Annotated in this window: 11 protein-coding genes; 7 read left to right on the top strand and 4 right to left on the bottom strand. The window is 71.2% G+C overall.

Annotated elements, in window-relative coordinates; all coding sequences use genetic code 11:
* Positions 1 to 185 precede the first annotated feature (185 nt).
* Positions 186 to 2,666: a ThuA domain-containing protein gene (locus QC283_RS06790; protein ID WP_279560448.1), complete on the top strand. Its 2,481-nt coding sequence runs from the start codon at positions 186 to 188 to the stop codon at positions 2,664 to 2,666.
* A gap of 14 nt (positions 2,667 to 2,680) precedes the next feature.
* Positions 2,681 to 4,870 (top strand): OmpL47-type beta-barrel domain-containing protein, encoded by a 2,190-nt coding sequence (locus QC283_RS06785; RefSeq protein WP_279560447.1) that lies wholly within the window; start codon positions 2,681 to 2,683, stop codon positions 4,868 to 4,870.
* A gap of 4 nt (positions 4,871 to 4,874) precedes the next feature.
* On the opposite strand, the gene ligD is transcribed toward QC283_RS06785, so the two are convergent.
* A complete protein-coding gene (ligD, locus tag QC283_RS06780) occupies positions 4,875 to 5,897 on the bottom strand; it encodes a non-homologous end-joining DNA ligase (RefSeq protein WP_279560446.1) in 1,023 nt (340 codons plus the stop codon).
* A 95-nt stretch (positions 5,898 to 5,992) separates the two neighbouring features.
* A complete protein-coding gene (locus QC283_RS06775; protein WP_279560445.1) occupies positions 5,993 to 7,693 on the bottom strand; it encodes a TlrC/CarA/OleB/SrmB family ABC-F type ribosomal protection protein in 1,701 nt (566 codons plus the stop codon).
* 256 nt (positions 7,694 to 7,949) lie between these two features.
* Here QC283_RS06775 and QC283_RS06770 point away from each other — a divergent pair, with 256 nt between their 5' ends.
* Positions 7,950 to 9,017: an ATP-dependent DNA ligase gene (locus QC283_RS06770; RefSeq protein WP_279560444.1), complete on the top strand. Its 1,068-nt coding sequence runs from the start codon at positions 7,950 to 7,952 to the stop codon at positions 9,015 to 9,017.
* 25 nt (positions 9,018 to 9,042) lie between these two features.
* Here QC283_RS06770 and QC283_RS06765 read toward each other — a convergent pair whose 3' ends face one another.
* Positions 9,043 to 10,233 carry a zinc-dependent alcohol dehydrogenase gene (locus tag QC283_RS06765; RefSeq protein ID WP_279560443.1) on the bottom strand — a complete coding sequence of 397 codons (1,191 nt, stop codon included), beginning with the start codon at positions 10,231 to 10,233 and terminating at the stop codon, positions 9,043 to 9,045.
* 210 nt (positions 10,234 to 10,443) lie between these two features.
* Here QC283_RS06765 and QC283_RS06760 point away from each other — a divergent pair, with 210 nt between their 5' ends.
* Positions 10,444 to 11,469 carry a DUF3048 domain-containing protein gene (locus QC283_RS06760; protein ID WP_443032560.1) on the top strand — a complete coding sequence of 342 codons (1,026 nt, stop codon included), beginning with the start codon at positions 10,444 to 10,446 and terminating at the stop codon, positions 11,467 to 11,469.
* A gap of 59 nt (positions 11,470 to 11,528) precedes the next feature.
* On the opposite strand, the gene QC283_RS06755 is transcribed toward QC283_RS06760, so the two are convergent.
* The gene (locus QC283_RS06755) at positions 11,529 to 11,996 is read right to left on the bottom strand and encodes a MarR family winged helix-turn-helix transcriptional regulator (RefSeq protein WP_279560442.1); all 468 of its coding nucleotides are present in this window, start codon (positions 11,994 to 11,996) and stop codon (positions 11,529 to 11,531) included.
* Positions 11,997 to 12,220: 224 nt separating this feature from the next.
* Between QC283_RS06755 and QC283_RS06750 the strand changes: the two genes are divergently transcribed.
* The 3 genes from QC283_RS06750 to QC283_RS06740 are packed head-to-tail and all read left to right on the top strand — an operon-like array spanning position 12,221 to position 14,822.
* Positions 12,221 to 12,976: a CoA transferase subunit A gene (locus QC283_RS06750; RefSeq protein WP_279560441.1), complete on the top strand. Its 756-nt coding sequence runs from the start codon at positions 12,221 to 12,223 to the stop codon at positions 12,974 to 12,976.
* Positions 12,976 to 13,620: a CoA transferase subunit B gene (locus tag QC283_RS06745; RefSeq protein ID WP_279560440.1), complete on the top strand. Its 645-nt coding sequence runs from the start codon at positions 12,976 to 12,978 to the stop codon at positions 13,618 to 13,620. The genes QC283_RS06750 and QC283_RS06745 overlap by 1 nt, the downstream gene beginning before the upstream one ends.
* Positions 13,617 to 14,822, top strand: a complete 1,206-nt coding sequence (locus tag QC283_RS06740; protein WP_279560439.1) for a thiolase family protein — start codon at positions 13,617 to 13,619, stop codon at positions 14,820 to 14,822. The genes QC283_RS06745 and QC283_RS06740 overlap by 4 nt, the downstream gene beginning before the upstream one ends.
* The last annotated feature ends 10 nt before the right edge of the window (positions 14,823 to 14,832 follow it).

Raw genomic sequence — 14,832 nt, 5'->3', positions numbered from 1 at the left:
AACTTGCGGAGACGTAGCCAATAAGTGGCCTGATTGGCTGTGATGAACCTGTGGGACGGTACCGGTTGCCGCCTCGTTTATCCACACTCAGGACAAAGTTCGTTCGATCCTGGTCATACCTATTGGCGAACCACGCAAAGAGGTCTAACTTCCTTGGCGCTGCTGCCGTGACCGAGGAGGTGCCCATGCACTTACGAGGGTTGAGCACGAGAAGAAGAAAGGGCTGGGCGGCGTTCGCGACCGCCGGATTCGTCGCCGCCGGGCTGCTGTCCGGCCCGGCCGCCAGCGCCCGCCCGGCGCCGGATCCGTCCCTGACAACGATGTCGATCAAGTCGCCGCCGGGCGGTGCCAACGTACGGGTGCTGATCTTCTACGGGTCCGCCGCGGCCGGGGACGAGTCCCCGGTCGTGAACGCCGGGATCGCGGCCATCGAACGGATCGGGCTGTCCGGCCCGGAGAAGGAGCGTTTCAGCGTCGAGGCCACGGACAACGCCTCGGTCTTCACCAACGAGAAGAGGCTCGGCCGCTTCAACGCGGTCGTGTTCCTGACCGGCGGCGGCGACGTCCTGACGCCGGCGCAGGAGGCCGGTCTGGAGGCGTACATGGAGGCCGGCGGCGGGTTCGTCGGCATCCACGACGCGGCCCGCGCCGAGCCCTACTCGGACTGGTTCACCGGTCTGGTCGGGGCCCGTCCGGCCGCCTCCAGCCCGGACAAGGTCCAGCGGGCCACCGTCGAGGTCGGTGACCGGCGCCATCCGGCCACCAAGGACCTGCCGGTGCAGTGGAAGCGGCCCGACCAGTGGATGAACTGGGTGGAGAACCCGTCCGGCGACGTGCACACCGTGGCCCGGGTGCGCGAGTCGACGTACCAGCCCGGGGCGAGCGCCAACGGCTGGGACCACCCGGTCAGCTGGTGCCGGGACTACGACGGCGGCCGGTCCTTCTACACCGGCATGGGCGGCACGGTGTCGTCCTACGACGAGACCGACTTCCGCGCCCATCTGCGCGGCGCCCTGATGTGGACGACGCGGCTGGCGCAGGCCGACTGCAAGGCGACCATCGACGGCAACTACAAGGCCGAGCGGCTCACCGATCCCAACCAGCCCGGCCAGAACGACCAGATCGGCGAGCCGCACGGCCTGGTCACCGCGCCCGACGGCCGCGTGTTCTACATCGGCCGCGGCGGCGCGGACTCCTCCCAGCCCGTGGTGACCGACTGGAACGACCCGGACATCGGCAAGGGCCGGGGCGAGATCCACGTCTGGGACCCGGAGACCGACAAGGTCACGCTCGCCGGTGAACTGACCGTCTTCGGCAACAAGGGCGGCGGCGAGGAGCTGGTCAAGGTCGAGGAGGGCCTGCTCGGCATCGAGCTGGACCCGGAGTTCACGGAGAACGGCTGGGTGTACCTGCACTACACACCCCACTCCGAGATCAACCGCGACACCCACATGGCCGAGCGGCGGGTCTCCCGCTTCACGCTCGACCAGGAGACCAACAAGCTGGACCTGGGCAGCGAGAAGGTGCTGCTGAAGTGGCCGGTCCAGATCCACAGCTGCTGCCACGCGGGCGGCGGCCTGGCCTGGGACTCCAAGGGCAACCTGTACATCGCGACCGGTGACAACAACTCCAGCGGATTCAGCGGCGGTTACTCGGGCAACAACCCGGAGCCCAACTTCAAGGGCGTGTCCTTCGCCGACGCGCGCCGCACCGCCGGCAACACCAACAACCTCAACGGCAAGATCCTGCGCATCCACCCGGAGCCGGACGGGACCTACACGCTCCCCGAGGGCAACCTCTTCACCGGCGAGGAGACCGCCGAGGGCGGCGGCAAGACGCGCGGCGAGATCTACGTGATGGGCGTGCGCAACCCGGCACGCATCTCCGTCGACAAGAAGACCGACACCCTCTACGCCGGCTGGGTCGGCCCGGACGCCGGTTCACCGTCGCCGACGTGGGGCCCGGCGAAGTACGACACGTTCGCCGCGATCACCGAGGCGGGCAACCGGGGCTGGCCGTACTGCATGGGCAACAAGCAACCGTACCGGGACCGGAACCTGCCGGACCCGTCGAAGCCGCTGGGCTGGTACGACTGCGACGCCCCGAAGAACGAGTCGCCGAACAACGACGGCCTGGTCAACCTGCCGCCGGTGACCGGGAACAACATCTGGTACTCACCGCAGGGCGGCGGCCCCGACTTCCCGCGCGACGAGAACGGGATCCCGTCGTACAAGCAGGACGAGGCCACCTACAAGCTGCCCTGGCTCAAGGGCGGCGGCCAGGCCGCGATGAACGGCCCGCTCTACCGCTACGACGCCGAGAGCACCAGCGAGACCAAGTGGCCGGCGTACTGGGACGGCAAGTGGTTCGTCGGTGACTTCTACGACGCCGACCAGCCGCGCAACGCGGTGCTGATGGACCCGAAGACACAGGGTGACGGCGGTCTGCCGGTGCACTCGGAGTCGCTGAAGAAGATCGTGCCGATCGGCAACGACGGCATCAAGAACCTGATGGGCTGGAAGTTCGGCCCGGACGGCGCGCTGTACGTCCTGGACTACGGCCGCGGCTTCTTCACCTCGGACTCCAAGTCGGCCCTGTGGCGGGTCACCTACGAGGGCGGTGGGCCGACGCCGGCCGCCGGACAGCTGGCGAGGGGGTCTGAGTGATACGCCGACGAAGAATGTGGGCCGCCCTGTTGGCCGGCCTGCTGATGATCCTCGGTCTGCAGGCGACGTCCGCGTCCGGGCAGCCCAGGGCGCAGGCGGAGGCCGCCGCCGCGGACCAGGTCCTCACCTGGACCGCCGGGAACGACATCGACAAGTACACGTCCGCCCCCGAGACGGCGGTGGCCGGTCCGGCCACGATCGTCTTCGAGAACAGTGAGGCGACCGGGAACACCACCGGCATGCCGCACACGCTGACGTTCATGACCAGCGATCCCGAGTACAACCAGGACGTCCAGCTGAACATCCTGGCCAACCCGGGCGACGACCAGGGCGGCAAGCACACCGCCGAGGTCACCCTCACCCCCGGCCGCTACATGTACCACTGCACGATCCCCGGTCACGGGGAGATGAAGGGCGTGCTCGTGGTGACCGAGGGCGGCGGTGGCGAGGACACCACCGCGCCCGCGACGTCGGCGGACGTCGGCGGCACGCAGAACGCCGACGGCGCCTACGTCGGCTCCGCGAGCGTGACGATCGGCGCCACCGACGAGGGCGGCTCCGGCGTCGAGCGGACCGAGTACGCGATCGGCGCCGACGGTGCCTGGCAGCCGTACACCACGCCGGTCGTCGTCGACCAGGTCGGCGAGCACACGGTGCGCTACCGGGCGTTCGACAAGGCGGGCAACGCGGCCGCCGAGAAGAGCGTCACGTTCACCGTCGTCGCCCCGGACACCGACGACACGGTCGCGCCGGAGACCTCGGCGACGGTCGGCGGCGAGAAGAACCCGGACGGCGCGTACATCGACATGGCGACGGTGACCGTCACCGCCTCCGACACCGGTTCCGGGGTCAACACCATCGAGTACGCGGTCGGCGACGGCGCCTGGCAGGCGTACACCGCGCCCGTCATGGTGCACGAGGTCGGTGAGCACACCGTGCGCTACCGCGCCACCGACAAGGCGGGCAACGTCGCCGCGGAGAAGAGCGTCTCCTTCACCGTCGTCGCCGCTCCCCCCGAGGACACCACCGCGCCGGTGACCGGCGCGACCGTGGAGGGCACCAAGAACTCCGACGGCGCCTACGTCGGCAGCGCGAAGGTGACCGTCAGCGCCACGGACGAGGGCGGTTCCGGTGTGGCCGGCGTGGAGTACTCGCTCGACGCCGGGCCCTACCTCGCGTACACCGCGCCCGTGGTCGTCGACCGGGTGGGCCGGCACACCGTCGCCTACCGGGCGAGCGACAAGGCGGGCAACACCGCCGAGTCGGTGACCGTGAGCTTCTCGGTGGTGTCGGGCCAGGTGCCCGCGCCGCCCTGCCCGGAGTACGACGAGCGGGAGACGGTGATCGTCGGCACGGTCGACACGGGCGTGCCGAACCGGGTGACGAACAACCGGTGCCGGATCAACGAGATGATCGAGGACGAGAAGGAGTGGACGTCCCAGGCGCTGTTCCTCAAGCACGTACGGGAGGTCATGGACGCGCTCCTGGACGAGGGCGTCGTCGACCGGCGGGAGTACCGGGCGGTCAACAAGGCCGCGCGCCAGTCGAAGATCGGCACCCCCGGCCAGACCGAGGGCTACCGCACGATCCTCGACGGCACGGCGGAGTCCTTCGCCAAGTGGCAGCAGGTGGGCGGCGGTTCGTTCGGACTGAACCCGGACGGGTCGATCACCTCCAGCACCACCACACCGGGCATGGGCATGCTGTGGTTCCCCGAGCGCAAGTACGGGGACTTCTCGCTGAAGCTCCAGTGGCGTGACGACGCCGCGGACACCGCGAACACCAACGGCGGTGTGTTCGTGCGCTTCCCGCAGGTCCACGACCATCCGGAGGAGTCCCGGCCGGAGTGGGTCGCCATCAAGTACGGGCACGAGGTGCAGGTGTTCGACAGCCCGAGCGGCGACATGTACAAGACCGGCTCGGTCTACGGCTTCGACCGGGTGGGTCTCGCCGGGGCCGGCGTGACGGAGAAAGGCACCTGGAACGACTACGAGATCCGCGTGGTCGACCAGCACTACTCCGTCTACCGCAACGGCGTGCTGATCAACGAGTTCGACAACACCGGCGGCCAGGACTTCACCCCGCCGCGCTCGGACGACCCGGGCACGGACGGGCGGCGGTTCGCCTCCGGTTACATCGGACTCCAGGTCCACGGCACGACGGACGTGGTCTCGTACCGCGACGTGAGGATCCAGGAGTTGTAGTCCGCTATCCCTGGGGCCGCGGCTTCTTCGCGCGGCTCGGCTGTACCCGGCTGGGTTCCCCCGGCATCTTCGGATACTCGGGCGGGTACGGCAGATCACCGAGCCCGTGGTCGTGCTCGTCCTTCGTCGCCAGTTCCAGCAGGGCGTCGAGGGAGTAGGCCTCTTCGTCCATGCCCGCGTGCACGTCGCCGAGTTCGGCGAAGCGCGCGGGCATGGTCGTGATGTCGAAGTCCCGGGGGTGCGCGACGCCCACCTCGTCCCAGCGCAGCGGCGCGGAGACGGGGGCGTGCGGGCGGGGGCGTACGGAGTAGGCGGAGGCGATGGTGCGGTCCCGGGAGGTCTGGTTGTAGTCGATGAAGATGCGCTCGCCGCGCTCCTCCTTCCACCACTTGATGGTGACCTGCTCGGGCATCCGCCGTTCCATCTCGCGTCCGACGGCGATGGCGGCGCGTCTGACCTGGGTGAAGGTCCAGCGCGGCTCGATCGGCACGAAGACGTGCAGTCCGCGTCCGCCGGAGGTCTTGGGCCAGCCGTGCAGCCCGCCGAACTCCTCCAGTACCGCGCGCAGTTCGTGGGCGGCGCGGACAGCGTCGTCGTAGTCGGTGCCGGGCTGCGGGTCGAGGTCGATGCGCAGTTCGTCGGGGTGGTCGACGTCGTCACGGCGCACCGGCCAGGGGTGGAAGGTGAGGGTGCCGTACTGGGCGGCCCACAGGACCGCGGCCTCCTCGGTGGGGCACATCTCGTCGGCGCTGCGTCCGCTGGGGAAGGTGATGTGCGCGGTGGGGATCCAGTCGGGCATGCCCTTGGGGGCGCGCTTCTGGTAGAACCACTCGCCGGTGACGCCGTCCGGGTAGCGCTGCAGGGTGGTGGGCCTCTCGCGCAGGGCGCGCAGGAGGCCGGGGGCGACGGCCTGGTAGTACCGGGCCACGTCGAGCTTGGTGTAGCCGTGCTCCGGGAAGAAGACCTTGCCGGGGCTGGACAGCCGCACGGTCCGTCCGCCCGCTTCCAGTTCCACCGCTTCCGCCATGCGAGCCACGGTAGGCGCACCGCGTGGACCTCGCACATCAGACGCCGGCCCACCCTGGGGCCGTGCCGCCGTCTCTACCCGGCAAGGCCTCCGTTCTACCCGGCCAGGCGTCCGTTGCTCATCCGGACGCGGCGGCCGGTGAACCGCCGGGCGACCATGCGGTCGTGCGAGACCATCACCAGTGCGCCCCGGTAGTGGTGCAGGGCCTCCTCGAAGTCCTCCACCAGCGCGGGCGAGAGGTGGTTCGTCGGCTCGTCCAGCAGCAGCAGATCCACCGGGTCGCGCAGCAGACGGGCCAGCGCCAGTCGGCGCAGTTGCCCGGTGGACAGGTCACCGACCGCCGTCGTCAGGTCGGACGGCCGGAACAGGCCGAGGCCCAGCAGCGCGCCGCGGTGCTCCTCGTGGGCGCCCGGCAGTCCGGCGGCGAAGGCGGCCAGCAGTGTGCGCCGCGGATCGGTGATCGCGGTCTCCTGCGGCAGCCAGCCGATACGGTCCGGGCGCGCGCACGTGCCCCGGTCGGGGCACAGGTCTCCGGCGAGGACCCGCAGCAGGGTGCTCTTGCCCGCGCCGTTCGCCCCGGTGACCAGGATGCGCTCACCGGGTTCGACGGTGAAGCCGGGGACGTCGAGCCGGTCGCCGACGGCGACCCGGTGGAGGTCGGCGACCGGCCCCTTGTGGTCTGACTCGCCGCCCTCGACCCGGGCGTCGAAGCGCAGGGGCTCCGGGGGCCGCGGCACCGGGTTCTCCTCCAGGCGTCGTACCCGCTCCTTCGCCTGCCGGACGCGCGCGGAGATCTGCTTCTCCACGCTGCGCTGGTGGCGCTGGTTGTCGCGGTCGGCGTTGGAGCCGCGCCGGGGTCCGGCGGCCATGGTGTCGGCGGCGCGGCGGGCCAGGGCACGCTGCTCGGCCAACTCCCGCTGCCAGTCGGCGTACTCCCGCTCCCAGCGGCGCCGGGCGCCCTCCTTCGCCCGGAGGTATCCCGCGTAGCCGCCGCCGTGCCGGTGGACGGTGCGGCGTTCGCCGTCCACCTCCCACAGGGCGGTGGCGACGCGTTCCAGGAAGACGCGGTCGTGGGAGACCGCCAGCACGCTGCCGCGGTGGGAGCGCAGATGCTCCTCCAGCCACTCCACGGCCGGGACGTCGAGGTGGTTGGTCGGCTCGTCGAGCAGCAGCAACCGCGGTGCGGACGCCAGCAGACAGGCCAGGCTGAGGCGGGCCTGCTCGCCGCCCGAGAGGCTGCCCAGCCGCCGGTCGGGCGCGATGCGCCCAAGGCCCAGTCCGTGCGTGGCGGCCTCGACGCGGGCGTCGGCCGCGTAGCCGTCCCGGGCCTCGAACGCCTCCAGCAGTTCCCCGTACGAGGCGAGCAGGCCGTCGAGTTCGTCGGGTCCGGCCTCGGCCAGCGCCTGCTCGGTCCGGCGCAGGGCGCGTTCCAGGGCGCGCAGGTCGGCCAGGGCGTGGTCGACGGCGTCCTGGACGGTGTCGTCCGGGGGAAGGTCCGGGGTCTGCGGCAGGTATCCGGCGCCGCCCGGGCAATGGAGGCGGATCCGGCCCGCGTCCGGCCGGTCGAGGCCGGCCAGCAGGCGCAGCAGGGTCGACTTGCCCGTGCCGTTCTCGCCGATGACGCCGATGCGCTCGCCGAGCGACACCGACTGGTGCACTCCGTCCAGCAGCGGCCGGCCTCCCGGCGCGCGGACGACGTCGTCCAGGACGACCTGGAACGAACCGGAGCCGGAGTCCGAGCCGGTACCGGATGGGGTGGATGGGCAGGTGGTGGTGCCAGAAGTGGGCTGAGGCATGCGTGATCCGCCATATCGGAAGGCGTGGGCAGGTGGCCGATACGGAGGGAGGGGTCGTCGTCGCGCGGCGAAGCGGCGCGGGAATCGGCGAGATGGCCGACCCGGGGACCCTGAGGGGCAGCCGGAATCACACCGCGTACGCGCGGCGGCATCGGCGCCCGGTCTCCCGGGGTGCTGTCAGATGTAGAAGTAGTAGAACCTGATCACCAGGCAAGCCTAACAGGCAAGGACCACGGGCCGCTCATACAGTCGGAGCATGGATCTGCCCGTCATGCCGCCCGTGAAGCCGATGCTCGCCAAGTCCGTGGCGAAGATCCCGCCGGGCATGCACTACGAGGCCAAGTGGGACGGGTTCCGGGCGATCGTGTTCCGTGACGGCGCCGAGGTCGAGCTCGGCAGCCGTACGGGAAAGCCGCTGACCAGGTACTTCCCGGAGCTGGTGGAGGCGGTGCGGGAGCGGTTGCCCGAGCGGTGCGTGGTGGACGGGGAGATCGTGATCGCCCGCGAGGGGCACCTGGACTTCGACGCGCTCACCGAGCGGATCCATCCGGCGGACTCCCGGGTGCGGACGCTGGCCGACCGGACTCCGGCCTCGCTGGTGGCCTTCGACCTGCTGGCACTGGGCGACGAGTCGCTGCTCGGCGTGCCGCTCGCCGACCGTCGGGCGGCACTCGTGACAGCCCTGTCCGGGGTCACCGCCCCGGTGCACGTGGCGCCGGCGACGGACGACATCGAGGTGGCCCGGCGGTGGTTCGAGCAGTACGAGGGGGCGGGTCTCGACGGTGTCGTCGCCAAGCCGCTCGATCTGCGGTACCGCCAGGACGAGCGGGCCATGTACAAGATCAAGCACGAGCGCACGGCGGACGTGGTGGTCGCCGGGTACCGCCTCCACAAGAGCGGTCCCGTGGTCGGCTCCCTCCTGCTCGGCCTCTACGACGACCGGGGCGTCCTCCAGCACGTGGGGGTGAGCGCCGCCTTCACCATGAAGCGGCGCGCCGAGCTGGTGGAGGAGCTGGAGCCGCTGCGCATGGACGACGTCCGGGGTCATCCCTGGGCCGCCTGGGCCGAGGAGTCGGCGCACGAGACGTCCCGGCTGCCCGGCGCCCCGAGCCGCTGGTCGGGCAAGAAGGACCTGTCCTGGGTGCCGCTCAGGCCGGAGCGGGTCGTCGAGGTGGCGTACGACCACATGGAGAACGGGGCGCGCTTCCGGCACACGGCCCGCTTCCGGCGCTGGCGCCCGGACCGGACGCCGGAGAGCTGCACCTACGCCCAGCTGGAGGAGCCGGTCCGCTACGACCTGGCGGAGATCCTCGGCGGCCCCTGAGGGCGCTGCCGAGGACGCCCGGTCCCTACGGCTTCAGCAGCACCTTGACCGCGCCGTCCTGCTTCTTCTGGAACATCTCGTACGCGTGCGGCGCGTCCGTCAGCGGCACCCGGTGGGTGGCGAAGTCGTCGACGCCGAGCGGGTCCTCGTCCGTCAGGTACGGGATGATCTCGTCGCTCCACCGGCGTACGTTGGCCTGCCCCATCCGCAGCTGGATCTGCTTGTCGAACAGGGTGAGCAACGGCATCGGGTCGGCCATGCCGCCGTACACGCCGGACAGGGAGATCGTGCCGCCGCGGCGCACCAGTTCGATGGCGGTGTAGAGGGCCGCGAGCCGGTCGACGCTGAACCGTTCCGCCAGGGGGCCGCCGAGGGCCCGGGGCATCACCGCGGCGGTCTGCTGGACCAGTTTGGCGACGACGCCGCCGTGCGCCTCGGTGCCGACCGCGTCGATCACGGCGTCGGGGCCGCGGCCGTCGGTCTGGTCCTGGATCGCCGCGACGAGTTCCTTCTCGTTGTCGAAGGACCGCAGGTCGTACGTCTCCACGCCCCGCTCGCGGGCCCGCCGCAGCCGCTCCGGCACCAGGTCCACGCCGAAGACGCGTCCTGCGCCCTTGGCCTTGGCGATCCGGCAGGCCATGTCGCCGATCGGGCCGAGCCCGAGCACGGCGAGGGTGCCGCCCTGCGGGACGGCGGCGTACTGGACGGCCTGCCAGGCGGTGGGCAGGACGTCGGAGAGGTAGACGAAACGGTCGTCGGCCGGGCCCTCGGGCACCTTGATCGGTCCGTACTGGGCCTGCGGCACGCGCAGGTACTGGGCCTGCCCGCCGGGGACGGCGCCGTACAGACGGGTGTAGCCGAACAGTGGGGCGCCCATGCCCTCGCCGGTGACCTGGGTGGTCTCGCACTGGGTCGGCAGTCCGGTGCCGCACATGAAGCAGTGCCCGCACGCGATCTGGAACGGCACCACGACCCGGTCACCGGGCTTCAGCCCGGTCACCTCGGAGCCGACCTCCTCCACGATGCCCATGGGTTCGTGGCCGAGGATGTCGCCCGGTGTCATGAACGGAGTGAGCACCTCGTAGAGATGCAGGTCGGAGCCGCACAGTCCGGAGGACGTGACGCGGATGACCGCGTCCGTCGGCTCCTGGATCCTCGGATCGGGCACGTCCTCCACCCGCACGTCCCGCTTGCCCTGCCACGTCACTGCCTTCATCGCCTCGCGCTCCCTCCGTCGCCCGTGCGCCTCGGTTCTGTGTGGCGGCCGGGTACCCGAGGCGTCCCGCAGCGAACCGCCGCCCCTTTCGTCCGAACAGCGGATCATGTGCCCCGCTCCGCGTGCCGTATCAGATTCGGTCATGTATGGCACTAAAAGCTTTCAGAAGCGCACAATCAGTGACACGGGATGGGCGGACGGGTGGTCGGGATGCGACAGACGCACACGCACAGGTGGCGCGGGACGCAGCGGCGGGACGGAACGCACGGGCGACGCGGCGCCGCGCTGCTGACCGCGGCGGTGGCCGTCTCGCTGATGGCGGGCTGCACGGTCGGATCCGGGCCCGAACCCGTGAAGGAGGACGACCGACGCGCACCTGACCGGGAGTCGTCGCCCAGCGCGAAGGGCCGGGGAGGCTCGCTGCTCGCCGTGAAGGTCGACAACGTACGAGCGGCCCGCCCGCAGACGGGCCTGGACGCCGCGGACGTGGTCTACGTGGAACCGGTGGAGGGCGGGCTGAGCCGTCTGCTGGCGGTCTACGCGACCGAACTGCCCGAGTCGGTCGGGCCGGTGCGCAGCGCCCGCGAGTCCGACCTGGAGCTGCTGCGCCAGTTCGACCGGCCGACGCTGGCCTTCTCCGGTGCGCAGAACAAGCTGCTGCCGCTCATCGACAAGGCACCGCTGCGCGCGGAGCCGCCCGGCGGGGAATCCGACGCCTACGTCCGCGACGAGGGCCGGCCCGCCCCGCACAACCTCTATGTGCGGCCCGGCCGGCTGCTGCCGGGACCCGCGGGCGCCGAGGCCCTGACCACGGGCTTCCGCCACGGCGAGGCTCCCGAGGGCGGCACGGCCGCGTCCTTGCGCACCGTGCGCTACCCGTCGGCGTCCTTCACCTTCACCTGGTCCGGGAGCCGGGACCGCTGGCTGGTCTCCATGGACGGCGCCCCGGCCCGGACGGCCGGCGGCGGGCGGCTGGCACCGGCGACGGTGGTCGTGCAGCACGTGAACGTACGCGAGTCGGACTTCCGCGACTACCTGGGCAACAACTCGCCGTACGTCGAGTCGGTGGGCTCCGGGCGGGCGGAGGTACTGCGCGACGGGCGCGCCCACGCCGCGACCTGGAAGCGCGGCGCGGCCGCGGACGGCACGTCCTTCACCACCGCGGACGGCACCCCGCTGAACTTCGCCGAGGGCCAGGTGTGGGTGGTGTACGCCGATACGACGAAGCAGCCCTGATCAGCCCCGCTCTACCCCGCTCGACCCCGCTCGGCCCTTCCCGCCCTTCCCGGACCTGCTCAGCTCGGGACCGCCGCGGGCGCGGTCGGGTTGCGCAGCCCCTCGGTGGCGTCGGCGACCCGCCGGATGAGGTCGAAGAACACGGCCTGCTCGTCGGCGGAGAGCGGGGCGAGGAAGACCTGGTTCATCCGGGCCGTACGCACGGTCAGCTTGCGGTGGACGCGCAGCCCCTCGTCGGTGAGGCGCAGCAGGAAACGACGGCCGTCCCGCGGGTCACGGACCTTGTCCAGCAGTCCGCGGCGGCCGAGCCGGCTGATCACCTCGGCGATGGTGGACCGGTCCAGGCCCACTCGTTCCCCGACGGTTCGCTGGTCCAGGCGGTCCGGCTCGCTGACGAGCGCGTTGAGGACCGCGAACTGCGGCGAGGTGATCTCCTCGGAGACCATCGTGTTCCACAGCAGGTAGTGCGCCTGCTGCAGCCGCCGGGCCAGGTGCCCGGGATGGGTGGTCAGGTCGACCGCGGCCATGTGCGCTCCTGTGATCCATTTTCGTCGGTGCACTGACGATACATCGGGCAGACAGGGACTGTCCGCTGCCATGTCAAGCGATTCACCTCGTGTTTTTCGAGGTCTTGACGCCCCGGCTGTCCGGTGGCAGCGTGTGGGGAACCTCGCTGAAATACTCAGTGCCCTGACTAATTCGCCACTTCGGTCCGCGATCCGGGGCGCTTGCAAGAGATGGGGCTTCTCGGATGGACAAGGTGGTGGCCACGGCCGGTGAGGCAGTGGCCGACGTGCGGGACGGCGCGTCGCTGGCGGTGGGCGGTTTCGGGCTGAGCGGTGTGCCGAACGTACTGATCCAGGCGCTGCACGAGCGTGGGACCGGCGGACTGTCGGTGGTCTCCAACAACTGCGGCGCGATGGAGTCAGGACTGGCGGTCCTGCTGGCCGCGGGCCGGATCGCCCGGGTGACCGGGTCCTACATCGGGGCGAACAAGGAGTTCGCCCGGCAGTACCTCGGCGGGGAGCTGGAGGTGGAGATGATCCCGCAGGGCACGCTGGCCGAGCGGCTGCGGGCCGGCGGGGCCGGGATTCCCGCCTTCTACACCCCTGCCGGGGTGGGCACACAGGTCGCCGACGGCGGGCTGCCGTGGCGCTACGACGGCTCCGGCGGCATCGCGCTGGCGTCGCCGCCGAAGGAGGTCCGCGAGTTCGACGGAACCCAGTACGTGCTGGAGCACGGCATCCGTACCGACTTCGCGCTGGTGCGGGCCGCGAAGGGCGACCGGCACGGGAACCTGGTGTTCAACAAGTCGTCCCGGAACTTCAACCCGCTGGCCGCGATGGCCGGGCGGGTGACGGTCGCCGAGGTGGAGGAGCTGGTGGAGCCGGGCGAGATCGACCCGGACGCGGTGCATCTGCCGGGGATCTTCGTGCAGCGGGTCGTCGCGCTGACGGCGGAGCAGGCGGCGGACAAGAGGATCGAGCGGCGGACGGTGAGTTCCTGATGGCCTGGACACGTGAACAGATGGCCGCGCGGGCCGCGCGTGAGCTGGAGGACGGGCAGTACGTCAACCTCGGCATCGGCCTGCCCACGCTGATCCCCAACTACCTCCCGGAGGGTGTGGAGGTGACCCTGGAGTCCGAGAACGGGATCCTGGGCACCGGCCGGTATCCGACCGAGGCGGAGGTGGACCCGGACCTCATCAACGCCGGCAAGGAGACGGTGACGGTCCTGCCGGGCGCCTCCTTCTTCGACTCGGCGCTGTCCTTCGGCATGATCCGCGGCGGGCACATCGACGTCGCCGTGCTGGGGGCCATGCAGGTCTCGGCCGGCGGCGACCTGGCCAACTGGGCCATTCCGGGCAAGATGATCACCGGGATCGGCGGCGCGATGGACCTCGTCCACGGCGCCCGCACCGTGATCGTGGTGATGACCCACACCGCCAAGGACGGCTCCCCCAAGATCCTCCAGGAGTGCGCGCTGCCGCTCACGGGCAAGGCGTGTGTGAACCGGGTCATCACCGATCTCGGCGTCCTCGACGTCACCGACGACGGCCTGGTCCTGGTCGAGACCGCACCGGGCGTCGGCGTCGACGAGGTCGTCGCCAAGACCGACGCCGAACTCGTCATCGTGGAGGACCTGAAGTGAAGGACGTCTACATCGTCGACGCGGTGCGCACCCCGTTCGGCAAGTACAACGGCTCCCTGGCGGACGTACGCCCGGACGACCTGGCCGCGCACGCGATCCGTGAACTCCTCGCCCGCACCCCGGACCTGGACCCCTCCCGGATCGAGGACGTGTATTTCGGCAACGCCAACGGCGCCGGCGAGGAGAACCGCAACGTCGCCCGCATGGCGGGACTGCTGGCCGGCCTGCCCACCACCGTCCCCGGCGTGACCGTGAACCGGCTGTGCGCCTCCGGCCTCGAAGCGGTGATCCAGGCCGCCCGTGCCATCGCCGTCGGTGACGCCCGCGTCGCCCTGGCGGGCGGCGTGGAGTCGATGACCCGGGCGCCGTACGTGCTGCCCAAGTCGGACCGGCCCTTCCCGGCCGGGCACACCGAGCTGTACTCCACCACCCTGGGCTGGCGCATGGTCAACCCGAGGATGGACCCGCAGTGGACGATTCCGCTGGGGGAGTCGGCGGAGCTGATCGCGGACAAGCACGGGATCACCCGTGAGCGGCAGGACGAGTACGCCCTCGCCTCCCACCACAAGGCCGCCCGTGCCCAGGCCGACGGCCTGTTCGACGGCGAGATCGCGCCCGTACCCGTGCCGCGGCGCAAGGGCGACCCGGTGGACTTCGCCGCCGACGAGTGCGTACGCCCGACCGCTTCGCTGGAGGCGATGGCGAAGCTCAAGCCCTCGTTCCGGAAGACCGCCGACGGCACGGTCACCGCCGGGAACGCCTCCCCGCTCAACGACGGCGCCGCCGCCCTGCTCCTGGTCGACGAGGAGGGTCTGAAGGCCACCGGCCGCGAGCCGCTCGCCCGCGTCCGAGCCACCGGTGTCTCGGCGACCGACCCGCACTACTTCGGTCTCGCCCCCGTCGAGGCGGTCAACCGCGCCCTCGCCAAGGCCGGCCGCACCTTCGCCGACCTCGACGTCCTCGAACTCAACGAGGCGTTCGCCGCCCAGGTGCTGGGCTGTGTGGCCGAGTGGCCCGACTTCGACCCCGCGATCCTCAACCCCCACGGCGGCGCCATCGCGCTGGGCCATCCGCTGGGCGCCTCCGGTGCCCGCCTCGCCGGCACCGTCGCCCACCAGCTCGCCCGCAAGGGCGGCGGCACCGGCGTCGCCACCCTCTGCATCGGTGTCGGCCAGGGCCTCGCCCTCGTCCTCGACCGCTAGCCACGTCACC

The organism is Streptomyces sp. DH41 (genome assembly GCF_029813785.1).
Lineage (GTDB): Bacteria > Actinomycetota > Actinomycetes > Streptomycetales > Streptomycetaceae > Streptomyces.
Note: the sequence above shows the minus strand (reverse complement) of the source record. Positions and strands in the feature narration are given on the sequence as shown.